Below are 23,353 nucleotides of genomic sequence, written 5' to 3'. Positions count from 1 at the left end.
CGGCTGCTCCGTCTCCTCGCCCCTACCCGCCGTTAGGGAGCCGTAGGTTGAGGATCACGCGGGTGGCTGCCCCTCGTCGTGCGGGACGGTGACGGTGACGGTGCAGCCGACCGGTCGTCCGATCTCGTCGTGGCCGGCGTAGGTCAGGTGGTAGACGCGGTCCCCGCCGTTGCCGGCCCGTTCGGCCCGCAGCTTGCCGCTCGTGGCGGGCGTGCCGGTGGTGAAGCCGCTGACGTCCGTGGCGTCGCCGCCGGTCACGCCGGTCAGGGCGAACGCGTTCGGGCCGAGCACCCCGTCGCGCAGGTCCACGGTCACGGTGACGTCGATCAGCTCGTGGTTGGGCGGCCACAGGACCGGCCGGTCCACCGTGCAGTCCAGCTGCCGTTCGGGCAATGGGTTGGCCAGGGTGGCGGTGGCGTGCCCGATGGTCGCGGTGAGCCGGCCGCCGGCCTCGTAGTACATGTGCGCGGTACGCCCGTCGAAGTAGAACGTCGGCGCGGCCGATCGGCCGAGGTCGGGCGCCGCGGACATCGAGTCGTGCACGATGCCCAGGTGGATCTCCTGGTCGAAGTCCTCCCCGACGTCCACCGCGTGCATGTTGCCGTCGGCGGCGTGGTAGATCACCAGATTGCGGTCGTTCCAGCGGAGGAAGAACGGCCCTGAGGCGTTCGGGCCTTCGACGCCCTGCGGGGTCACGATCGGTTCGGGTTGCATGGTCCAGGTCCGTGCGTCGTTGGAGACCGCCCAGCGGATCCGCCGGGACACCGGCCCGGTCGGTCCGGGCAGCGCCGCAGTGGGGTTGTCCATGAACAGCATCAGGTAGCGGGTGCCCAGGCGGGACACGGACTGCTCGAACACCCGGGCGTAGGAGGTCTCGCCGCCGGTGGTCTCGTTGCGGCTGACCGCGGTGCCGCCGTAGGTGAAGTGGATGCCGTCGTCGGAGGTCGCGTACCGGGTGATGGAGTTCTCGCCGTGGAAGTAGAGGAACAGCTTGCGCTCGCCCTCGATCCACACCGCGTGCGGTGAGGAGATGTGGCTGACCGTGGCGTAGTGCGGCAGCCAGGTGTTGCTGATCAGCGGGTTGGCATCGTATTCGGTCCACGGTCCGTTGATCGAGTCGGAGTACGCGAGGGAGATCCCGCCGGGCCGCTCGTGCGGGGCGTAGTACAGGTAGTAGGTGCCGAGCGGGTGGGCGAAGTAGTCGGCGGCCCGGATGACGCTCGGGAAGATGAACTCGTTCGTCGGGTTGTAGGCGAGCTTGCTCTTGTCGAACGCGGTGCCCACGTAGGTGAACTGGGGGAAGTCGAGGCCAGGGTCGGCGGCGGCCGGCGCGGCGCCGGCCATGGCGGCGACGAGCAGGCCGGCGCCGGCGGCTGCCAGGACGGCGCGTCGGGACGAGGCAAGTGGTGGCGTCATGCGTCTTCCTGTTCTGTCGGATCGATCGCTTGGCGGTTCTCGACGGACGGCGCCGGGCGTGCGGGGGCGTCTGGCGGCAGCACGGGAGGCGCCGTCCCGTGCGTGGTGCTCCGCGCCGGCCGCTGGCGGCACGCGGTAACTCTCAGTAAGACGACAAGGTTCGTCGACCGGTCGGAGTCCTCTCGGGCCGCCGGGCTAATACGTATTAGCATCTATGTTTCTCGAATGTTGCTCGCCCGGAAGGGCTCCTGTCAAGAGGCTGGCCCCCCTCCTCCGGTTTCGCGCACCTCTCGCGCCTCCCAGGCGCCGTCCGGTCGGGAACCGTTCCCGCTAATGCGCATTACTACAGGGAGTTCATCGGGCGGAAATCTCGACTCCACCTCTTGACACAGGCCGACCCACCCGCCAAGCTCCATCCCAACGCCGAGCGCTAATACGCATTAGCCGCACCGGAAGGACTCGTCGTGTCCGCTCCCCCCAGACGCGTCACCCAACGTGACATCGCGCGGTTGGCTGGTGTCAGCCAGGCGACGGTGTCGCTGGTGCTGAACAACCGCACCGACGCCGAGGTCCGAATCGCCCCGGAGACCCGGGACCGCGTGCTGCGGGTCATCGCCGAGACGGGGTACGCCGCCGATCCGGTGGCCCGCCGCCTCGCCGCACGGTTCAACCGGATCATCGGCGTGTTCACGTATGAGCCCGCTTTCCCCAGCGGCAGCCGGGACTTCTTCCACCCGTTCCTGCTCGGCATCGAGGAGTACGCCGAGCGGGTGGGCTGCGACCTGCTGCTGTTCACCAGCGCACCCGTGGTGGACGGCCGGCGACGCATCTTCCACCAGGACAACCGGTTGCGCCTGGCTGACGGGTGCATCCTGCTCGGGCGCGAGATCGACGGCGCGGAACTGCACCGGCTCAACCGCGACGGTTTTCCGTACGTCGCCGTGGGGCGCCGCAACGACGCCGGCGGACCGGTGCCCTACGTCGGCGCCGACTACGCGACGGCGGTGGCCCGGCTCGTCGAGCGGGCATTGCGGCGCGGTCATCGGCGCCTGACGTACGTGAGCATGGGCATGAACGCCGAGTCCTCGGAGGACCGGCGCCGTGGGTTCGTCGCCGCCGCGACGACCGCGGAGAGCGCCCGACAGGTTTCCACGGTGGCCGAGGAGGCCGACGCAAGCCTCGACGACCTGCTGGCCGACGGGACCACCGTCGCGTTCGTGGAGGACTTCGCCACGGCGGTGGCGCTGGAGTCGGCCGCCCGGCGGCGGGGGCTGACCGTGCCGGGCGACCTGTCGATCGTCACCCTCGGCGACCCGACCGTCCCGGTCCCCACCGACATCGCGTTCACCGGGTTCCTCATCCCGCGGGAGGAGATGGGCCGGCAGTCGGTCGAGGTGCTGACCGGCGTCATCGACGGCAGCGTCGCCGGCCCGCAGCAGCGGCTTCTCCCCTGCGAGCTCGTCGAGGGCAACACCCTCGGCGCCCCTGATCCGGCGGTCCACCGCCGCTGAGCGGTGGACCGCGCAACTGGAAGGAAGCAAGTGGTACAGATGCGTGCGGACGTCCTCGTCGTCGGGGGCGGACTGGGCGGGGTCGCCGCGGCGCTCGCCGCGGCGAGGGCCGGCCGGTCCGTCATCCTGACCGAGGAGTTCGACTGGCTCGGCGGGCAGCTCACCAGCCAGGCCGTCCCGCCGGACGAGCACTCCTGGATCGAGCAGTTCGGCGCCACCGCCAGCTACCGGGCCCTGCGCAACGGCATCCGCGACTACTACCGTCGCCACTACCCGCTGACAGAGCGGTCCCGGGCCTGGACCGACCTCAACCCGGGCGCCGGCTGGGTGAGCCGACTCTGCCACGAGCCGCGGGTGGCCGTCGCCGTACTCGAGGAGATGCTCGCGCCCTACCGGGGATCGGGGCGGCTGACCGTGCTCCAGCCGTACCGGCCGGTCGCCGCGGAGACCGACGGGGACCGGGTCACCGGCGTCACCCTGGCGCACCGAGACCGGGACGACCGGATCGACGTGGTCGCACCGTACGTGCTGGACGCCACGGAGACCGGTGAGCTGCTGCCGCTGACCGGCACGGAGTACGTCACCGGGTTCGAGTCGCAGGCCGAGACCGGGGAGCCGAGCGCCCCAGCGCAGGCGCAGCCGATGAACATGCAGGCCGTGTCGGTGTGCTTCGCGATCGACCACGTCGACGGTGATCAGACCATCGACCGGCCCGCAGGGTACGACTTCTGGCGCGACTACAAGCCCGACTTCTGGGGTGACCGGCTGCTGTCCTGGCGGTCGCCGCACCCGCGCACGTTGGAGATCGTCGAGCGCAGCTTCACCCCCAACCCGGACGACGACCCGCTGAGCGTCAACGCCGATCAGCGCGTCAACCCGGGTGACGGCAACCTGTGGACGTTCCGGCGGATCGCTGCCCGGCGCAACTTCACCGACGGGACGTACGGCAGCGACATCACGCTGGTCAACTGGCCGATGATCGACTACTTCGAGGGTCCGGTCATCGACGTGCCGAACGCGTCGTGGCACCTGGCCAAGGCCCGCGAGCTGTCGTACTCGGTGCTGTACTGGCTGCAGACGGAGGCGCCCCGGCCCGACGGCGGCACCGGCTTCCCCGGGCTGCGGCTGCGCGGCGACGTGACCGGCAGCCCGGACGGGTTGGCGCAGGCGCCCTACATCCGGGAGTCGCGCCGCATCCGGGCCGAGTACACGGTGGTGGAGCAGGACCTCTCCCTGGCGGTGCGGGGTGAGCACGGCGCGGTGCACTACCCCGACTCGATCGGCGTGGGGATGTACCGCATCGACCTGCACCCGTCCACCGGCGGCGACAACTACATCGACGTCGGCTCCTGCCCGTTCGAGATTCCGCTCGGTGCGCTGATCCCGCAGCGGATGGAGAACCTGCTGCCGGCGGGCAAGAACATCGGCACCACCCACATCACCAACGGCAGCTACCGGCTGCACCCGGTCGAGTGGAACGTCGGCGAGGTCGCCGGCCTGCTCGCCGACTTCTGTCTGACGCGGGGCGAGTCCCCGCGTGCGGTCCGCGGCACCCCCCGCCTGCTGGCCGAATTCACCGACCGCGTCTCGGCCGCCGGCGTGGAACGCCGCTGGCCGCAGATCGCGGGCTACTGAACCCCCCGGTGAGGAGAAGATAGTGAAACGAGGAAAGGGTCTGGCTGTTGTCGCCGCCGCACTGGCCGGCGTCCTCGCCCTGTCCGCCTGTGGTGGCGGCGAGGCGAAGGACAAGGGCCCGGCCAGTCTGCGGATGACCATCTGGTCGGCCAACGAGGCGCACCTGAAGCTGTTCAACGAGATCGCCGACGAGTACCGCAAGAGCCACCCGAACGTCGCCGAGATCAAGTTCGATCCGCTGCCGTTCGACAACTACACCACCACGCTGACCACCCAGATCGCCGGCGGGAACGCGCCCGACCTGGCCTGGGTGTTCGAGAACTCCGCCCCCGACTTCGTGGCCTCCGGCGCGCTGCTGCCCCTCGATGACACGCTCAAGAAGGCCGACGGGTACCAGTACGACGACCTCTCCCCCGCCACGCTGAAGCTCTGGCAGAACGGCGGCAAGCTGTACGCGTACCCGTTCTCCACCTCGCCGTTCGGCGTATTCGTCAACACCGACCTGCTCAAGAAGGCCGGGCAGAAGACCCCGGCCGAGCTGATCGCGGCCGGGCAGTGGAACTGGGACAACGCCCTCGCGGCGGCGGGAGCGGTCAACGGCAAGACCGGCAAGGCCGGGCTGGTGATCCGGGACTTCGACTACAAGGGCTGGGACAACCTGTCCACCTTCTGGACCGGGTGGGGCGCCCAGGCGTGGAGCGAGGACGGCAAGAGCTGCGGTTTCGCCAGCCCGGAGATGGTCGAGGCGATGACCGCCCTGCACAAGGCCATCTTCACCACGAAGGCGCTGCCCGGTCCGGGCACCACCGCCGACTTCTTCGCCGGTGACGCCGCCATGACGATCACCCAGATCTCCCGCGCCTCGCTGCTGAAGGACGACGGCTTCGCCTGGGACCTGGTCCCCCTGCCCGCAGGCCCGAAGGGGCCGTACTCGGTGGTCGGTCAGGCCGGCATCGGGGTGATGAAGAAGAGCCCGCACGCCGATGTGGCCGCCGACTTCGTCGCCTTCCTGACCAACCCCACCAACTCGGCGAAGCTCGCCCAGTTCTTCCCGCCGCCGCGCCAGTCGCAGCTGACCGCGGAGACCCTCGCGAAGACGAACCCGAAGCTCAAGCCGGAGCAGTTGCAGAAGGTCGTCATCGACGGCATCACCAACGGTGTGGTCAAGCCCAACCACGCCGGGCAGGCCGAGCTGAGCCAGCAGGTACGCGCCGGGCTCGACCCGCTGTGGAAGCCGGACGCGGACGTCAAGGCCGTCCTCGACGGGGTCTGCGCCAAGATCCAACCGCTGCTGGCGAAGTAGGCAACCGATCATGACCCGGACGGACACCAGGGTGGGCCAGGTCGAGGCCCGGCCCACCCTGGGCCGGGCGCGGCCGTTCTGGACCACCCGCCGCCGCGACCAGCTCACCGGTTACCTCTTCATCACCCCGCAACTGCTCGGCAGCGCCGTCTTCGTGATCCTGCCGCTGATCCTCGTGGTCTGGTACAGCCTGCACGAGTGGAACGTGCTCGCCGGCACGTTCGACTTCGTCGGCACGGACAACTACCAGGCTCTCGCCGACGATCCCAACCTCGGCGCGGTGCTGCGGTCCACCGGGCTGTTCTCCGTCGGGCTGGTGGTGCTCAACCTCGGCCTGGCGTTGCTGCTGGCCGTCCTGCTCAACCAGAAGCTGCGCGGCACGATCCTGTTCCGCACCCTGTTCTTCTCCCCCGTGGTGGTCTCGCTGGTGGCCTGGACCATCGTGTGGGGCTTCCTGCTGCAGGACAACGGCGGGATCAACGGCCTGCTCGGCACGATCGGGGTGGACGGGCCGAACTGGCTGCGCGGCGAGGGCACGGCGATGCTGTCGGTGATCGTCGTGCAGGTGTTCAAGAACGTCGGCTTGAACATGGTGCTGTTCCTGGCCGCCCTGCAAGGGGTGCCGGCGGAGCTGTACGAGGCCGCGGAGGTGGACGGGGCGAGCCGGATGCGCCAGTTCTGGCGGATCACCGTGCCGCTGATCAGCCCGACGATCCTGCTCACATCGATCATCACGGTGGTCGGGTCGCTGCAGGTCTTCGCGCAGATCGCGGTGCTCACCCAGGGCGGGCCCGGCACGTCGACGACGGTGCTCGTCTACTACCTCTACCAGCAGGCGTTCCAGTTCCACCACTTCGGCTACGGCGCGACGCTGTCGATCCTGTTGTTCGTCATCGTGCTCGCGCTGACCGTGCTGCAGTGGCAGATGCGCAAGAGGTGGGTCTTTCATGAGTCGTGACCTGTCGCGGCGGACCAAGCTGGTGCTCTACGGGGTGCTGCTGGTCCTGGCGATCCCGTTCGTCTTCCCGACCTGGTGGATGGTCACCTCGTCGCTGAAGCCGGTGGCGGACATCTTCGCCTTCCCGCCGCAACTGCTGCCGGTCAACCCACGGTTGGACGCCTACCAGCGGGTGTTCGAGTTGCAGCCGTTCGGGCAGCAGTACCTGAACAGCCTCTACATCGCGCTGCTGGTCACGGTCGGCACCCTGGCCGTGTCGGCGCTGGCCGGGTACGCCTTCGCGCGGATCCGGTTCCGCGGCCAGAACGTGTTGTTCCTGGTCGTCCTCGCGGGCCTGCTCATCCCCAGCGAGGTGACGATCGTGCCGCTGTTCCAGATGTTCTTCAAGCTGGGGCTGATCAACACGCACTGGCCGCTGATCCTGGTGCCGATCTTCGGCGCGCCGAGCGTGCTGGCGACGTTCATCATGCGGCAGTTCTTCATCAGTCTCCCCGGTGAACTGGAGGAGGCGGCCCGGGTCGACGGGCTGGGCCGCTTCGCCACGTTCTGGCGGATCGCCCTGCCGCTGTCCCGGCCCGCGCTCGGCGCGGTGGCGATCTTCACCTTCCTGCACAGCTGGAACCTGTACCTGGAGCCGATCGTGTTCCTCTCCTCCCCGGAGAAGTTCACCCTGCCCCAGGCGCTCACCCAGTTCGTCGACGCCTACGGCGGCCCGATGTGGGACGTCCAACTGGCCGCGGCGTCGATGACCGCACTGCCGGTGCTGGTGGTGTTCGTCATCGCGCAGAAGCAGTTCGTCGAGGGCCTCGCGCACACCGGCCTCAAGGGTTGACGGCCCCGGTGATCGGCATCGACATCGGCGGCACCAAGACGGCCGCCGCGCTGGTCGGCCCCGACGGGAAGGTGCTGCAGCGCCGGGAGGCGCCCACCCCCGCCCGGTCCGGCCCCGAGGCCGTGCTGGACACCGCGGCGGGGCAGGCCGCCGAGCTCCTCGGCCTGGCCGACGCCGGACCGGTGGGGGTGGGCACCGCCGGCACGGTCGACCCGGCGACCGGCCACATCCGGTACTCCACCGACAGCCTGCCCGGCTGGACCGGCACCCCGGTCGCCGACGCGCTGGCCGCGCGGCTCGGTCGAGAGGTGCGGGTCACCAATGACGTGAACGCCGCGGCGCTGGGCGAGTGCTGGGCCGGCGCCGGGCGGGGCCGGGCGCATGTGCTGCTGGTGGCCGCCGGCACCGGGCTGGGCGGGGCGGTCGTGCGCAACGGCCGCGTCGAGGCCGGTGCCCGCGGCGCCGCCGGCGAGGTGGCGCATCTGCCGGCTCCGGGTGCCGAACGGCTGCGGTGCGGGTGCGGCCGGTACGGGCACCTGGAGGCGATCGCCTCGGGCACCGGGCTGGCCGCCGCGTACGCCATCGAGACCGGCGACCGCGTCAGCGGACGGGCGGTGGCGGACCGCGCGGCGGCCGGGGACGCGGTCGCCCGGCAGGTCGTGGACCGGGCCGGCGCCGTGCTCGGCGCGGTGCTGGCGGGGTTGGTGGCCCTGCTCGACCCGGACGCCGTCCTGGTGGCCGGCGGGGCGGCCGGAGCGCTGCTGCCCGCCGCGTCGGCCGCCTACGCGGCGGAACTGCCCGCGGGCTGGGCCGACGTGCCGCTGCTGCCGGCCGCCCTGGGCGCCGACGCCGTCGTGGTCGGCGCGGCCCGGCTGGCCACGAACGCGTAGGAGTGAGCGGTGACCGCGCGAGCCGTACCCACATCAACGGAAGGACCAGAGGGGTGAGTGTGCTCGACGACCTGGCCGGCGGGCTGGTGGTGTCCTGCCAGCCGCTGCCCGACGAGCCGGAGGATCCGATGCGGGACCCGTACGTCCAGGCCCGGGTGGCGGCCGCGGTGGTACGCGGCGGCGCGGTGGCGGTGCGGGTCAACGGGCCGGACGACGTCAAGGCGGTGCGCGCCGCGGTCGACGTGCCGGTGATCGGGTTGTACAAGCACGGCACGGCGGACGTGTTCATCACCCCGACGGCGGCGCACGCGCTCGAGGTGGCGCTGGCCGGGGCGGACATCGTCGCGGTCGACGCCACCGACCGTCCCCGACCGGACGGGCGCACCTTCGCCGACACCGTGCGGGCGGTCCGCGAACGGACCGACGCGCTCGTGCTGGCCGACGTCTCCACCTCGGCCGAGGGTGTCGCCGCCGTCGCGGCGGGCGCGGACGCCGTCGCCACCACGCTGTCCGGCTACACCCCGGACAGCCCGCAGACTGACGGGCCCGATCTCGGGCTCGTGGCGCGACTCGTCGCACTGCTGCCGGTTCCGGTGATCGCCGAAGGGCGGTACCGGAGCACGGAGCAGATCGGCGCGGCCTTCGAGGCCGGTGCGCACGCGGTGGTGATGGGCAACGCCGTCACCTCACCGCTGTGGATCACCCGCCGGCTCGTGCCGGCCACCCCCCGCGCGGCGAGCGCCCCAGAGAAGTAGGGAGAGCAAGTGAAGAGACGTACCCTCCTGGCCACCGGCATGGCCGGGCTGGCCACCGCGGCCATCGGCCGGCCGGCGTTCGCCGGGCCCGCAGACCGGCAGCTGACCGTGGCGCTGGTGCCGTTGGACGACCGGCCGGTCAACACCTACTGCCCCCAGATGACGGCGGCGAGCGCGGGCGCGCGGGTGCTACTGCCGCCTCGGGAACTGCTGGGCCGCTTCTTCACGCCCGGCGACGGGGCCGCCATCGCCCGTTGGCTCGGTGCCGCCGACGGCGTCGACGGGTACGTGATCTCGGTCAGCATGCTCGCCTACGGCGGTCTGATCGCGTCCCGTACCGCCGCCCCGACGCTGGCTGCCGCCCTGGAGAACCTGGCCGCGATCCGGAACCTGCGCGCGACCCGGCCCGGGGCGGTGATCGAGGTACACGACACCATCCAGCGGCTGGCCATCACCAGCACCGGGACGGAGCTGGACAAGTACCGCGACCGGCTGGTCGAGTGGGCGAAGCTCTACGACCAGGTGGTCAACCTCGGGCAGGAGGAGCTGCGGTCCCGGCTCGACGCCGTACGGGCGCAGATCCCGGACCAGGTCGTCGAGGACTACCTCGCCGCGCGGGCCCGCAACCACCAGGTCAACCGGTTGATGGTGGAGTGGGTCGCCGACGGAACGATCAGCCATCTCGTGCTGTCGGAGGACGACACCGCGCCGGTCGGCCTGGCCCGGGCGGAGCGGGTGGAGCTGGAGGCGTTGGTGGCCCGGCTCGGCGTCGGCGACCGGGTGGAGATCTTCCCCGGCGCGGACGAGGTCGACGCGCTACTGGTCGCCCGGGTGATCGCCGCCGGCACGACGCCCAGCTACCGGCTGGAGTACGCCGGTGTGTCGGGTGAGGACTGGACCGCGCAGTTGGAGGGCATCCCGTTCGCGGAGAACATCCGCCGGCACGTGGCCGCCGTGGGTGGCCGGGTGGTCAGTGGCGACGCGGACATCGTGCTCGCCGTGAACACCCCGTCCGCGGCGTCCGGGCAGCGGGCCGCCGACCTGGACGCCTTCGTCGGGCGGGTCGGCGCCCTGCTGGCCGCCGGCACCCCGGTGATCGTGGTGGACCCGCTGATCGTGAACAAGGCCGACCACGACCTGGTCGCGCGGATGGAGAACGGTCTGGATCTCGCGGCGCTGCTGTCGTACTCGGGGTGGAACACCGGCGGCAACGCGCTCGGGCTGGCGCTCGGCCACGGCACCGCCCGCTGGGCCCACCTGCGCTCCTCGGACAGCGGGTACGGCGTACCCGAGCTGCGCGGGCCCGGCCTGGCCCACGCCGAGTACCTGCTCTACCGGTTCGTCAAGGACGACCCGTGGAAGAACGTGGTGCAGGTCGATGCGTACGCGCACGCGCGGGCGCAGGGCTGGGACCCGCTCGCGCTCACGCCTGAGCAGAAGAGCTTCTTCGACGGCTGGGTACGGGAGCGGCTGGTGCCGCTGACCGAGCGGTACTTCGCCGACCACTTCGCCGGGCACCGCGTCATGCTGGGCCGCCGGGGCGCGAGGACGTTCACGGCGACCCTGGCGCGCTTCGAGTCGGCCCGGGTCGAGCTGCCGTGGGACCGGCTGTTCGAGGTGACCCTGGAGCCCCGGCTGCAGCTGTCCTGACCAGCACATCCGGTCGCGCCGGCAGGGGGACTGCCGGCGCGACCGCGGGCCGGCGACCGAACGGTCCCAGCGTCGAACGCCAGCCACGGCACGGACCAGGGCTCACGGTTCCGTCTCCTACCCAGGTAGGAGGAACCGGCTCCGACCGCCGGCCGCGACCGGGGCTTCAGGTCGGGCGAAGTACGCCGGCCGGCGCACCAGCATCTGCAGGTATGACAACCACGATGCGCCGGGCGGCACACTGGCACCGCCCACTGATGCTCTTCGTCGCGGCGATGGCGATGCTCGCCCTCGTCTCCGCGGTCGGCATCGTCGCCGACTCGCGGATCCTCACCGGCGTGCCGATCTGGCTCAAGCCGTTCAAGTTCTCCGTGTCCCTCGCGCTGTACGGCACCACCCTCGCCTGGATGCTCTCCCTGCTGCCGAGACGGAGCCGGATCGCGGAGCGGGCGGCCACCGTCATCGTCGCGATGGGCGTGGTGGAGATGGCGGTGATCGTCGGACAGGTGCTGCGCGGCACCACCAGCCACTTCAACGGGACCACCCCGCTCAACGGCATCCTGTTCTCGCTGATGGGTACCGCGATCATGGTGCTGTTCGTGGCGCACTTCGTCATCGCGATCGCGGTGCTGCGGCAGCCCATCGCCGACCGGGTCGCCAAGTACGCGGTCGGGCTGGGCCTCGGCCTGACCCTGCTCGGCATGCTGGTGGCGATCCCGATGGTGCTGCCCAGCCAGGAGTCGGGCATCGAGGGGATCTCCGGGGCGCACAGCGTGGGCGTGCCGGACGGCGGGCCCGGGCTGCCCGTGGTCGGCTGGAGCACCACCGGCGGGGACCTGCGGATCGGACACTTCGTGGGGATGCACGCGTTGCAGGCGCTGCCGCTGCTGGCGATCCTGCTGCGCCGGTCCCTCGGGCGACTCGACGAACGCACCCAGGCGCGGCTGCTAATGGTTGCGGGCGGCGCGTACGGTGCACTCACCATGCTGTTCACCTGGCAGGCCCTGCGCGGGCAGCCCCTGCTGCGGCCGGACGCGCTCACCCTGGCCGCCGTGGCGGCGCTGGTGGTCGCGACCGCGACCGCCGCCGGCGCGGTCCTGGCCCGTCGGCACCGCGCGGAACTGGTGCTGGCGGCATGACCGGCACCCTGTTCGAGCTGACGTTCGCGGTGGCCGCGCCGTTCTGGGCGCTGATGATCCTCCTGCCCCGCTGGTCGTGGACCGCCCGGATCATCAGGTCACCGCTGATCGTGGCACCGGCCCTGCTGATCTACGCGATCCTGGTGATCCCGGCGCTCGGGGACGTGCTACCGGCGGTGGCGTCCCCGACCCTGGACGGCGTACGCGACCTGCTCGGCACCGACATCGGCGCGGCGGCGGCCTGGGCGCACATGATCGCGTTCGACCTGTTTGTCGGCCGCTGGGCGTGGCTCGACAGCCGGGAACGGGGGGTGCCGGCGCTGGTCATGGCTCCGGTGCTGGTGCTGACGATCCTGCTCGGGCCGCTCGGCCTGGCCGCCTACCTCGCCGCCCGGGTCAGGTGGCCGCAGCCGGTGGCGATTCCGGCCGCCGAGCCGCAGCGCATAGGCTGAACGCCGTGGGGTGGGTGGGACGACTGTTCGACGTGCGCGACGGCTTCGTGCGGATCGTGCTGCTCGACCTGAGCGGCGTCGGCTACCTGGTCTTCGGCGCCCCGATGCAAGGCCACGGGCCGACCGCCACGCAGTTGATCCTCGCGGGGATCGCATTCGGCGTCGCGCTGGTGTTGCACCGCCGACCACTGGTCAACCTGCTGGCGCAGACCGCGCTGCTGGCCGTCGCCATCTGCCTGCTCGACGACATCACCATCAACCAGGTAGGCGCCAGCTGGGCGTTGCTCGAACTGGCCATGCGGGCGCGCCGACCACGGACCATCTGGCTGGCCGCCGGACTGCTGGCCGCGGTCGACCTGACCGATTCGATCGGCGACCCGTTCCCACGGTTGCTCTCCGGCATCGTCGGGCTGCTCGTGGAGGTCGGCGTCCCGCTGCTGCTCGGCCTGGTCATCCGGGCCCAACGGGAACTCACCCGGCAGGCGCAGGAGCGGGCGGCGGAGGAGCAGCGCCGACTCGAGTCGGAGAGCCGTGCCGCCCGCGCCGACGAACGCAGCGCCATCGCCCGGGAACTGCACGACGTGGTCGCCCACCACGTCGCGTCGATGGTGCTTCGGGTCGGCGTGGCCCGGCACGTACTGACGGATCTGGACCCGCGGGTGGGTGAGGTGTTCGACGACGTGCACGGCACGGGGAGCGCCGCCCTGGCCGACCTGCGCCGGCTCGTCGCGGTCCTGCGCAACCCCGACGGCGTGCGCGGCGACGCGGCGCTGACCGCCATCGAGCCGTCGGCGCTGCCGGCGGCCCTCGGCGCGGCGGTCGACCGGGCCCGCCAGGCCGGCGTCACCGTCGAGGCCGACATCGACCCCGCGGTCGGGTCGCTGGATGCGGTACGAGGAATGGCGGTGTTGCGACTCACCCAGGAGGCGCTGACCAACGTGGCCAAGCACGCCGGCACGTCCGCCCTCGCCCACCTGTCGGTCAGCGTGGTCGACGAGGCCGTGCACTGGGAGGTGTCCGACGACGGGGGCGGCTGGGTGCCGGCGGCGATGCCATCCGGCGGCGGCCACGGCATCACCGGCATGCGCGAACGCGTCGAGGTCCTCGGCGGTCAACTGGAGGCCGGCCCGGCGGGTGCGGGTTGGCGGGTGCGTACCGTCCTCCCGGGCCCGGCCATCGCGCTGGCACCTGCTCCCCCCTCCCCTGCCGTCCCACTGGCCCAGTCGGACCAGGACCGCGAGGCTCCGGTCGGGCCCCGCACGACGGAGCCGGCATGATCCGCGTCCTGCTGGTCGACGACCAGCACCTCATCCGCGCTGGCCTGCGCATGCTCTGCGACGCCCAACCCGACATCGAGGTCGTCGGCGAGGCCGACAACGGCCGCGACGCGGTGTCCCTCGCCGCGCGGCTCATCCCCGACGTCGTCGTCATGGACCTGCGCATGCCCGGCGTCGACGGGATCACCGCGACCAGCCGCATCCTCGCCGACCGGCCCGCCACCCGGATCCTCGTGCTGACCACGTTCGGCGACGACGACCACCTCTATCCGGCGCTGACCGCCGGCGCCTGCGGATTCCTGCTCAAGGACGCACCCCCCGCCGACCTGGTGGACGGCGTCCGCAAGGCCGCCGCCGGCGACAGCCCGTTCAGCCAGGAGGTGCTACGCCGCCTCGTCCGGCGCGCGGTCGACGCCCGCTCCGACACACCCCGGCCGGTCGAGGGACTGACCGCCCGCGAACAGGACGTGCTGAACCTGGTCGCCGAGGGCCTGTCGAACACGGAGATCGCCGAGCGACTGCACATCGGCATCACCACGGTCAAGACCCACATCACCAGCCTCATGACCAAGACCGGCAGCGACAACCGGGTACGCCTGGCCCTGTTCGCCCGCGGCGCCTGACCGGTTCGCCCGCAGCCGGGCGGCCAGAACACGACGTCGCGGTCACGCCTGCGGACCGCTGTGCCGCGCATCACAGGGACCTCATGTCACGGACGGGCGGGCAGCTTCCATCTGCTGGTCGTCAGCAACACGTGGAGGAAGGCACAACGATGAGCACACAGCGCGAAGCCGGCAGGACCACCCACCGCGTCCTGATCCTGGGCGCGGGCTACGCGGGCATGGCCGCGGCAGTCCAACTCGCGGCCCGGGTGAGGCGGCGTGAGGACGTGCAGGTGACCCTGGTGAATGCGCAGGAGCGGTTCACCGAACGGCTGCGGCTGCACATGACGGCGACCGGCCAGCGGGTCGCCGAGCTGAGCATCCCGGAGCTGCTGGACGGTACGGGTGCGCAGTTCGTGCGTGGCTGGGTGACGGCGGTGGACGCGGACGCGAAGATCGTGCGGATCGACGACGACCGGGTCCTGCCCTACGACACACTGGTGTACGGGTTGGGCAGCGCGGCCGACATGGCGGCGGTTCCGGGTGTCGAGGACCACGCGTACACCTTGAACAGCGCCCAGGACGCGGAGCTGCTGGCCGCCCGGCTGGCGCAGCTGGGCAGCGGCACGGTGGTGGTCGGTGGCAGCGGGCTGACCGGTGTCGAGTCGGCCGCGGAGATCGCCGAGCGGCACCCGGAACTGAATGTCGTGCTGCTGGGCCGGGGCGAGCCCGGTGCGGCAATGAACCCGAAGGCGAAGGCATATCTGCAGGCCGCGCTCAGGCGGCTGGGCGTCCAGGCGCGCAGCGGGGTCGAGGTGGTGAAGGTGCTGCCCGATTCGGTCGAGCTGGCCAGCGGGGAGAGCATCGCCGCCGAGGTGGTCCTGTGGACCAGCGGCACGCGGGTGTCACCGCTGGCGGCCGCCGCCGGGCTGACCGTCGACGAGCGCGGCCGCGTCGTCACCGACGCCGCGCTGCGGTCGGTGTCACACCCGGACGTGTACGCCGTGGGCGACGCGGCCGCGATCCGTCAGGGCTACGGCGTCATGCACGGCACCTGCCAAGGTGGTATGCCGACCGGGGTGCACGCGGCGGTGTCGATCGTCCGTACCCTGGCGGGTAAGCAGCCCAAGCCGTTCCGGTTCGGCTTCTACCACACCCCGGTGAGCCTCGGCCGGCACGATGCCGTCGTGCAGTTCACCCGCCCCGACGACAGCCCCCGGCGGGTGTGTCTGACCGGCCGCCTGGCGGCACGGTACAAGGAGACGGTGACCGCTTCGCCCTGGCCGACCTACGGCCGAATGAAGAAGATGCCCGCCTCGGGCGCGTTCTGGCCCCACGGCGGCCGCTTCACCCGGGAGGCACGGTGACCCACCTGCCGTCGGACCTCGACCAGCAGGTCTTCCACCAGCATCGCAACCTGCTCTTCTCGGTGGCGTACCGCATCCTCGGCACCGCGGCCGACGCCGAAGACGCCGTTCAGGACGCCTGGATCAAATGGTCGGCCGCCGACCGCGCCCAGGTGGCCGACCCCAAGGCGTACCTGGCGCGGATCGTGTCGAACCTGGCGCTGGAACGGCTGCGCTCCACCCGGCACAAGCGCGAGACCTATGTCGGGCCGTGGCTCCCCGAACCCATCCTCACCACCGGCGACACCGCCGAGGCCATCACGGACGCCGAGTCGGTGTCGACGGCGATGCTGGTGGTGCTGGAAACACTGAGCCCGCTCGAGCGCGCAGTGTTCGTGCTGAAAGAGGTCTTCGACTTCAGCCACGCCGAGATCGCGGAGGCCCTGGAGCGTTCCGAGACCGCGGTGCGGCAGGCCGCGCACCGGGCCCGTAACCATGTGCGTGCCCGGCGGCCGCGCTTCACGGCGGACCGGTCACGGCAGCGCGAGGTCACCGAGCGGTTCTTCGCCGCCGCGACCGGTGGCGACATCAACGCCCTGATGGAATTGCTGTCTCCGGACGTCACCCTGTGGACCGACGGCGGCGGCAAGGTCCGCCAGGCCCTCCGCCCGGTCGTCGGGGCAGGCACGGTGGCCGCCTGGTTCGCCGCCATCGGCACCGTCACCTATCAGGGCGTCGAGCCGGCCGACATGACCGTCGAACTCGTCGAGCTCAACGGCGGTCCGGGCATCGTGTTCAGCGGACCAGACCGGGTGATCGCCACCGTCACCTTCGATTTCGACGCCGACGGCCGCATCACCGCCATCCACAACATGGCCAACCCGGACAAACTCCGGGCGGTCGCCGACGGCACCGCGCACGACATCGGGACGGAGTGAGCCGGAGCGGGCCCTGCCCCCGTCGACCCCGGTCGACCGGGCAGGGCCCGGGTGGTCTGGAGCCGCCTACGCTGGTGCTGGTGAACGTCCGAGAGCGCAAGAAACTCACCACCCGCCTGATGGCGGCGCTGGGCGACGACCCCCGCGCTGTGCTCACGCTGCTGCGTGCGGGGGCGGACCCGAACGCGGCGGACCGCGACGGTACGACGCCCCTGTACCGGGCATCCGTGCACAACGAGCCCGCGGTCGTACGGGTCCTCCTGGAGGCCGGCGCGGACCCGAACGTGGAGAGCGGGCGTGGTGCGGAGGGCACGCCACTGACCGGTGCCGCGGCGTGGGGACACACCGAGGTGGTACGCCTACTCCTCGCGCGCGGCGCGGACCCGAACCTCCGCGAAGACCACGGCAGCGGCCTGTCGCCGCTCGACTGGGCCCTCCGGGGCGACCACACCGAGACGGCCGCTCTGCTGGTGGCCGCAGGCGCGTCCGACGATCAAGGAGCACGCAAGTAGCGCACGAGCACCGGCGTGCCTTCCCGCCCGGCCTGGGCGAGCGATACGGCTCACCGCCGACCTGCCGTCCCGCTGACGCCGCTGTGCGGCAAATCCAGCCGGCCTGGCCGCTCCCGCCGGCGACGGCTTGCGCCCGCGGCGGCCCGGCGTGGCCCGCTCCCCGGATCTGGACCAGGATGGCGAGAGGAAATGCCGAGACGGGGAGGCGACCCGGTCGAGTCGCTGAAGGTCGAGACCGCCATGGCCGAACCCGCCCTGCTGGCTGGCCACCCGACACTGTGGCAGCTGGCCCTCAAGGGTCTCGCCGATCCGGTCCGCATCGAGGCACTGACGGCCCTGCCGGCGCTCTCCCACCTCGACCTGTCCGCCGTCGAGGTCACCGACCTGGAGCGCGTGGCCGCGCTCCCCCGGTTTCGCGTGCTGACGCTCAACTGGCGCCAGTGGCAGCATCTGCGCGACAGGAACGCCCTACCCGCGGCGCTCGCCGCCGCCGAAGTGTCCGGCCACACTTCGCTTGCCGACGCCACCGACTGGGCCGCCGAGCTGGACACGTCCCGCCCGGTACGTCCCGGGCCACCCATCCACGGCACGCTGGCCTGATCGGCCGCCGGGTGGAATCACGTCGGACGTCAATCCCGCCGCCGTCAGTTGCGCGGTTGCCTGCAGGCCCAGGCGAATCGTGCCGAGCAACAGCAGCAGGACGACCTCGCCCAGCGCGACGGCCCGTTCGATCAGCCCGAGGTACGGCTTCAGCGGCGAACTCGCCAGGTAGGCGGAGACGAACGGAACGAGGGCGACCAGACAGACCGCCGCGGTCACCGCCACCACCCGGGCACCAGGTCCGCGCCGGCGCCGGGCCGTCAGCAGCGCGCCGAGCGGCAGACTGAGCAGGGCGATCACGGATGCCCATTTGTGGATCTCTCCGGTCACGGTGGTGGGTGCTCCCACCGGGTCGCGTGGAAAGACCGTCAGCACCACCAGTCCGAGGCACCAGCAGGCGTAGCAGCCGGTGGCCAGCGGCACGGCGGCCTGCCGCCGCAGCAACGGACCGAGCAGGCACACCGAGCTTGCGGCCAGCACCAAGACCGCCGTGTCGAAGATCCAGCCGTCCGGGGAGAGGGCGTAGTCGCTGATCGTGTCCGTAACCGGGCTGAGCCGGGCCACCAACACGTGCAGCAGGGCGAACAGCACCAGCGCCACCGCGGCGGCGGCCAGGCCGAGGAGCCGCCCGAGCCGGTTGGCCACCCGAAGCGCGAGACGGGCGTCGGTCATCCGGCCCACCCCGGCCCGGGCCGCATCCGCCACTGGTGTCCCCGCCGCCCGTCGGCGCACCTCGGCAAAACTGCCGGCGGCGCCGCCACCAGAGACGTTGACAAGGGTTCCCTCCCTATCCCGAAGGCGATGACAGGGCCCCTTCCTGCCGGGATCCACCGTCAGGGGCGCCCCCCGGAGCGCGCCTCGTGCAGTGTCGGGGATCGAGGCACACCTGGCCATCGTCTTCGCCGTCAACCACCGGATCGAGGACGGCACAGGCTGATCGCTCAGGACGCTCATCCGCACCGCTCGCCGCTACCGCACGATCCGTGCTGACGGCCAGAGGCGCTCCGCCGGATACCCGCTGCCCGACGAACTACGCCACCTGCCTGACCGGATTCGCGGTCACCCGCAAAGCCGACCGCGATGATGTAACCGATCGGGCCATCCGATCGCCCAGCCCGAATTCGTCCAGGCCGAACAGGATCCGCTGGCAGCCGCACAATCCCGGGCGTGCTCAGTCGGCGCGGCGCAGCCGGCCTGTCTCCTTGGACCGGGCGTCGAGGAGCACCAGGGTCTCGCCGGCCAGTCCAGCCCGCCAGGACGAAGCTAGCCACGCCCCAACGGGTACCCCGTCGCAGCCGATCAGGGTGCTGGGCCCGGTGGTGGCAAGGAGGGCTCCTCCGGAGCCGACCACCCAGCGCCCGGCTTGGCCATTGCAACCGTCGGATCCGCGCCACTCACCGTCGGCCTTGAACTCGACGTACGCCCTCCTGGGCCCGGACACGGGCACCCACCTTCCGACAAGCCGGTCCCCGGCGGCGGGAGTAAGGGTTGCCGGCAGCGCCGCTGCCGGCGCGAACTGCCGCCGGACCTCGTCGGTGATCTCCGGTGGCGCCACCTCGGACGCCGCCAGGTACGGTCCGGGCGTCGGTGTCGCCCCCGGCCGCAGGCGGGCGACGAGCGCGCCGTCGGCGTCGAGGAGCATCGGCGTGTCACCCTCCAGCCGGTACGAGGTGACCCGCTGCAGCCACTGCGGGTTCGGCTCGGTGTTGGTGCAGCGGGGGCCGCCCTCCGGCCCGGATGAGCCGAACATCCCGGCGACGAAGAGACCACCGGCGTCGGCCCGCCAGGAACCGACCAGGATCCCGCAGCGGCCGAAGAGCTGGATCCGATCGGGTGCGAGGCGCAGGATGCCGTGCGGCTCGTCGGCGACTCCGGCCAGCGTCCAGTTGCCGAGCAGCGCCACCGGATCCGCTGGTCCCGGGCTTCCGGTGGCCGGCGGCAGGGCGGGCTGCGGCGACTTTTCCGCCCCTGTCCCGCCGGCGCAGCCTGCCAGCAGGGCGCCGACCGCGACCATCGTCAGGAGGAACCTTCGCCGGCCCATCTCGTCTCGCCGTCCTTCCCGCCGTGCCGGCCAACCGCCGGTCCCAGTGCTTGGACGGCGCACGGTCACCCTTGGTTGCCGCACCCGGCACGGAATCCCGGCGTCGTCGCGATCTGTCGGATGCACGTCATCACCCGGCCGTCGAGGGCTCGCGTAAGGGTCGGATCGGGTGGTGACGGGCGTGCCGCCGGCACAGCACCCGGCGCCGCGCGGGATCCCATGGCCGGGACCCTTGCACGGTCAACCGAGTGCGACCACGATGGGATCATGGCCGATGGATTGATCTTGCGGGTGGTGTCCGACGGGCCGGTCAGCGATGAGGAACTGGCCGAGCAGACCCGCCAGCTGAAGGACCACCTGAACCACCTTCCAGGCGTCGAGGCGGCGGAGCTCGTCGAGGCGGCCCGGCCGGGGACGCGAGATACGGTCAGCATCATCTTCGGCGCACTCACCCTCGCGGTCTTCAGCTACCCGACCGCCAAGCGGGCCGCGGCGGACATCAAGCACCTGGCCGAGGTCATCAAGCGCTACCAGGACCGCAACAAAGGCAAGCACCTGCGAATGAGTCTCCCGGACGGCACCGAGATCGAGGTGCGGGACGTGTCGGAGAAGACCCTGACCGAGGTCATCAAGTCGGTGTCGGTGCCCCGGCAGGGCACGCCCGCCGTGCCCGAGAAGGTAGATGGTGACGCGGGAGCGTTCGGAGCCGGTGGGCAGCCGCGGTGAAGCGGGCACTCCTGCTCGGTGTGGGCAGCTACACCAGCGAAGGGTTGCCCGATCTCGACTCACCCGCCAGTGATCTCAAGGACTGGGGACGGCTGCTTCGGGACCCCGCCCTGGGCGCGTTCGACGACGTCCGGGACTGCCTCGACGACGACTCCCACACGGTGCAGGTCACGCTCTACGACTTCCTGACGAGCGCCGATCCGCACGACTTCCTGCTCGTGTACTACTCCGGCCACGGCCGGCTGCACGACGGCCATCGCCTCTACCTCACCGCGACCGACACCGACCTGGACCGCCTTCCGCCCACCGCGGTGCCGACCGACGAGCTGCGGCACTGGATCGACGAGTGCCGGGCCAGCGAGCTGGTCCTGATCCTGGACTGCTGCCATGCGGGCGCCTTCGGCGACCTCAAGCAGCGCGGGGATCGCAGCCGCATCGTTGTGGTGTCCGCCGGGGCCACCGAGCTGGCCCACGAGGGTGACGGCTACAAGCAGCACGCGCTGCCGTCCGCGTTCTCCGGTCCCTTCCTCGAAGGGCTGCGGACCGGTGCCGCCGACCGGGACGGCAACGGCATCATCAGCGTCCGGGAGGCCTTCGAGTACGCGGCCGTCCGGATGGTCGACCGGGAACGCCGGCAGACGCCCCAGATGCGGGCCGCCGGCGTCGGGGACCTGATCCTCAGCAACGCGCCCCGGCGGCCCGAGTTGATTCCGGACGATCTTCTCGCGCTCACCCGCAGCGGGCTCGCGTCGGCGCGGGTGCTCGCCGTGGACGAGCTGAGCAACTGGTCGCACGGCAACCAGCGGACCCGCGAGCAGCTCGTGGCCGCGTTCGAGACCCTTGAGGCCTTGGAGCGGGACCCGGCGGAGCGGGTGGCCGCGCGAGCCCGGCAGGCCCTGTCGGGTCGGCTCCGGCTCGCCCGCACCGAGGTCGAGGACGCCCCCGGCCCGCAGCCGCCGGGCGACCCGAACTGGGCGGCCGGCAGCGCCTTCTACGAAGTGAACGTGCCGTTCTTCTACGACTCGGACGGCGACGGCCACGGCGACCTGCACGGCGTCACCGAGAAGCTGGACTACCTGCGCCGGCTGGGGGTGGACTGCCTGCTGCTGAACCCGATCATGGCGTCGCCTTCCCTGGGTGACGGTCGAGCCGCGTCCGACTTCGAGACCATCGACGCCGGCCTCGGGCAGCCCTCGCACCTGCTGGAGCTGCTCAGCCTCGCCCACCGCCAGGGCCTGCGGGTGGTACTGGACCTGGTGCTCAACCACACCAGCGACGAGCACCCATGGTTCACCGCCTCCCGGAGCGACCCGGACGGCCCGTACGGGAACTTCTACGTGTGGCGCGACACGGGCGACGACTACGCCGAGGCGGACGATCCGCTCAGCAGCCGTGGCGGGGGCTGGACCTACGACGGTAAGCGGCGGCAGTACTACTGGCACCGCTACAGCCGGCACGAGCCGGACCTCAACTACGACGCGCCCGAGGTGCGGGCCGCCATGCGCGCGGTGATGGACTTCTGGCTCCGGCAGGGGCTCGACGGGCTGCGCCTGCTCACGGTCCCCTACCTGTTCGAGCGCACCGGCACGTCGAGCAAGGGTCTCGACGAGACGCACACCTACCTGCGGGACCTACGGTCCTGGCTGGACTCGACGTACCCGAACCGGATCCTCATCGCGTGGAGTGAGGACTGGCCGGAGGGTGCCAGCTCCTACTTCGGCACCACCGAGCACCCCGAGTGCCACCTGGTGATGTACGCCTCACTCATGCCGAGCCTGCTGCTCGCCATGCGGCGGGAGACGCACCGCCCGGTGTCACAGGTGCTGCTGCAGATGCGTGACCAGCCGGAGGACCGCCACTGGGTGGTGTTCCTCCGCAACGGCGACGAGATGTCGCTGGGTCTGCTGCCCGAGCGGGAACGCGACGAACTGCTGCACACGTACGCGCCGCTGGCCCGCATGCGCGGCGCGACCGGCATCCGGAGGCGGACGGCCAGCCTGCTCAACGACGATCGGGGCCAGCTCGAACTCGCCTTCGCGTTGCTGCTGTCGATGCCCGGCGTTCCGGTGATCTACTACGGCGACGAGATCGGCATGGGCGAGAACCTGTCGCTGCCCGGCAACCGGGCGGTCAACACACCGATGCAGTGGGCACCGGACCGCAACGGCGGCTTCTCCGTGGCGCAGCCGGAGAACCTGCCGGCGCCACTGATCCATGAGTCGATCTACGGCTACATGGCGGTCAACGTGGAGAACCAGCTCCGCTCACGGTCCTCCCTGCTGCACGTGATCGAAAAGCTGATCGAGACTCGCCACGCCTGGACGGCGTTCTCCCGCCCTGGCTGCCGCATCGTCCGGTCGACCAACCCGGCGGTGCTCGCCTTCCTCCGCGGCGAGCCCGACGACGAGGTGTTGTGCTTGTTCAACTTCTCCCGGTACCCGCAGACGACGACACTGACCCTGCCCTCCCACGCCGGCCGTCGGCCACGGGAGCTCATGGGCGGCGCCGAGTTTCCCGCGGTGCGGGAGTCCGGCGAGTACGACCTGGGCCTCGCCGGTCACGGCTTCTTCTGGCTCTCCCTGTCCACGGCGGAGACCCCGCCCCCGTCCGCCTGAGCTCCCAGCGCATGATCGACTACTGCTGCTCGGGCTGCGGCCGGCGCTGCGCCACGGATCTTCCAGAACGAGTTGGTCTGCCATGCCACGTCTGTGCGGGCAAGGCCACCTGGGAGTCGCTTCCACCGAAGATGCAGCGGGCAATCGATGCGGCG

Annotated in this window: 20 protein-coding genes; 17 read left to right on the top strand and 3 right to left on the bottom strand. The window is 71.4% G+C overall.

Annotated elements, in window-relative coordinates; genetic code table 11:
- Positions 1-54: 54 nt before the first annotated feature.
- Positions 55-1,416: a hypothetical protein gene (locus tag ACFYML_RS15240; RefSeq protein WP_387421187.1), complete on the bottom strand. Its 1,362-nt coding sequence runs from the start codon at positions 1,414-1,416 to the stop codon at positions 55-57.
- A 464-nt stretch (positions 1,417-1,880) separates the two neighbouring features.
- Here ACFYML_RS15240 and ACFYML_RS15235 point away from each other — a divergent pair, with 464 nt between their 5' ends.
- The 15 genes from ACFYML_RS15235 (at position 1,881) to ACFYML_RS15165 (ending at position 17,216) form a co-directional block, all read left to right on the top strand.
- Positions 1,881-2,927 carry a LacI family DNA-binding transcriptional regulator gene (locus ACFYML_RS15235; protein WP_387421186.1) on the top strand — a complete coding sequence of 349 codons (1,047 nt, stop codon included), beginning with the start codon at positions 1,881-1,883 and terminating at the stop codon, positions 2,925-2,927.
- A gap of 39 nt (positions 2,928-2,966) precedes the next feature.
- The gene (locus tag ACFYML_RS15230) at positions 2,967-4,562 is read left to right on the top strand and encodes an FAD-dependent oxidoreductase (RefSeq protein WP_387421185.1); all 1,596 of its coding nucleotides are present in this window, start codon (positions 2,967-2,969) and stop codon (positions 4,560-4,562) included.
- Between the two features lie 22 nt (positions 4,563-4,584).
- Positions 4,585-5,865 (top strand): ABC transporter substrate-binding protein, encoded by a 1,281-nt coding sequence (locus ACFYML_RS15225; protein WP_387421184.1) that lies wholly within the window; start codon positions 4,585-4,587, stop codon positions 5,863-5,865.
- Positions 5,866-5,875: 10 nt separating this feature from the next.
- Positions 5,876-6,823 (top strand): carbohydrate ABC transporter permease, encoded by a 948-nt coding sequence (locus ACFYML_RS15220; RefSeq protein ID WP_387421183.1) that lies wholly within the window; start codon positions 5,876-5,878, stop codon positions 6,821-6,823.
- On the top strand, positions 6,813-7,655 hold the full coding sequence (locus tag ACFYML_RS15215; RefSeq protein WP_387421182.1) for a carbohydrate ABC transporter permease: 843 nt from the start codon (positions 6,813-6,815) through the stop codon (positions 7,653-7,655). The genes ACFYML_RS15220 and ACFYML_RS15215 overlap by 11 nt, the downstream gene beginning before the upstream one ends.
- Before the next feature lie 8 nt (positions 7,656-7,663).
- Positions 7,664-8,545: an ROK family protein gene (locus ACFYML_RS15210; RefSeq protein ID WP_387421181.1), complete on the top strand. Its 882-nt coding sequence runs from the start codon at positions 7,664-7,666 to the stop codon at positions 8,543-8,545.
- A 53-nt stretch (positions 8,546-8,598) separates the two neighbouring features.
- Positions 8,599-9,300 carry an N-acetylmannosamine-6-phosphate 2-epimerase gene (locus tag ACFYML_RS15205; RefSeq protein WP_387421179.1) on the top strand — a complete coding sequence of 234 codons (702 nt, stop codon included), beginning with the start codon at positions 8,599-8,601 and terminating at the stop codon, positions 9,298-9,300.
- A gap of 9 nt (positions 9,301-9,309) precedes the next feature.
- Entirely contained in the window at positions 9,310-10,950 is a 1,641-nt protein-coding gene (locus ACFYML_RS15200) for a DUF4127 family protein (RefSeq protein WP_387421178.1), read from the top strand.
- A gap of 212 nt (positions 10,951-11,162) precedes the next feature.
- A complete protein-coding gene (locus ACFYML_RS15195; RefSeq protein ID WP_387421177.1) occupies positions 11,163-12,089 on the top strand; it encodes a hypothetical protein in 927 nt (308 codons plus the stop codon).
- The gene (locus ACFYML_RS15190) at positions 12,086-12,541 is read left to right on the top strand and encodes an ABA4-like family protein (RefSeq protein WP_387421176.1); all 456 of its coding nucleotides are present in this window, start codon (positions 12,086-12,088) and stop codon (positions 12,539-12,541) included. The genes ACFYML_RS15195 and ACFYML_RS15190 overlap by 4 nt, the downstream gene beginning before the upstream one ends.
- A gap of 5 nt (positions 12,542-12,546) precedes the next feature.
- Complete coding sequence (locus ACFYML_RS15185) at positions 12,547-13,818, top strand: sensor histidine kinase (protein ID WP_387421175.1); 1,272 nt, start codon at positions 12,547-12,549, stop codon at positions 13,816-13,818.
- On the top strand, positions 13,815-14,441 hold the full coding sequence (locus tag ACFYML_RS15180; RefSeq protein ID WP_387280944.1) for a response regulator: 627 nt from the start codon (positions 13,815-13,817) through the stop codon (positions 14,439-14,441). The genes ACFYML_RS15185 and ACFYML_RS15180 overlap by 4 nt, the downstream gene beginning before the upstream one ends.
- Before the next feature lie 149 nt (positions 14,442-14,590).
- Entirely contained in the window at positions 14,591-15,787 is a 1,197-nt protein-coding gene (locus tag ACFYML_RS15175; protein WP_387421174.1) for an NAD(P)/FAD-dependent oxidoreductase, read from the top strand.
- Positions 15,784-16,704, top strand: coding sequence for an RNA polymerase sigma-70 factor (locus ACFYML_RS15170; RefSeq protein ID WP_387421173.1), 921 nt, complete (start codon positions 15,784-15,786; stop codon positions 16,702-16,704). Before ACFYML_RS15175 ends, ACFYML_RS15170 begins: the two co-directional genes overlap by 4 nt.
- A gap of 80 nt (positions 16,705-16,784) precedes the next feature.
- Positions 16,785-17,216 (top strand): ankyrin repeat domain-containing protein, encoded by a 432-nt coding sequence (locus tag ACFYML_RS15165; RefSeq protein ID WP_387421172.1) that lies wholly within the window; start codon positions 16,785-16,787, stop codon positions 17,214-17,216.
- A gap of 468 nt (positions 17,217-17,684) precedes the next feature.
- Here the strand turns inward: ACFYML_RS15165 and ACFYML_RS15160 are convergent, their stop codons facing one another.
- Together ACFYML_RS15160 and ACFYML_RS15155 are read right to left on the bottom strand one after the other, a co-directional pair.
- Positions 17,685-18,488, bottom strand: a complete 804-nt coding sequence (locus ACFYML_RS15160; RefSeq protein ID WP_387421171.1) for a DUF998 domain-containing protein — start codon at positions 18,486-18,488, stop codon at positions 17,685-17,687.
- A gap of 499 nt (positions 18,489-18,987) precedes the next feature.
- Positions 18,988-19,857 carry a hypothetical protein gene (locus tag ACFYML_RS15155; RefSeq protein WP_387421170.1) on the bottom strand — a complete coding sequence of 290 codons (870 nt, stop codon included), beginning with the start codon at positions 19,855-19,857 and terminating at the stop codon, positions 18,988-18,990.
- A 267-nt stretch (positions 19,858-20,124) separates the two neighbouring features.
- On the opposite strand from ACFYML_RS15155, the gene ACFYML_RS15150 reads away from it, so the two are divergent.
- Positions 20,125-20,583 (top strand): hypothetical protein, encoded by a 459-nt coding sequence (locus ACFYML_RS15150; RefSeq protein WP_387421169.1) that lies wholly within the window; start codon positions 20,125-20,127, stop codon positions 20,581-20,583.
- Positions 20,580-23,198 carry an alpha-amylase family glycosyl hydrolase gene (locus ACFYML_RS15145; RefSeq protein WP_387421168.1) on the top strand — a complete coding sequence of 873 codons (2,619 nt, stop codon included), beginning with the start codon at positions 20,580-20,582 and terminating at the stop codon, positions 23,196-23,198. Before ACFYML_RS15150 ends, ACFYML_RS15145 begins: the two co-directional genes overlap by 4 nt.
- Positions 23,199-23,353: the final 155 nt, after the last annotated feature.

The organism is Micromonospora sp. NPDC007230, assembly GCF_042869115.1.
GTDB lineage: Bacteria > Actinomycetota > Actinomycetes > Mycobacteriales > Micromonosporaceae > Micromonospora.
Note: the sequence above shows the minus strand (reverse complement) of the source record. Positions and strands in the feature narration are given on the sequence as shown.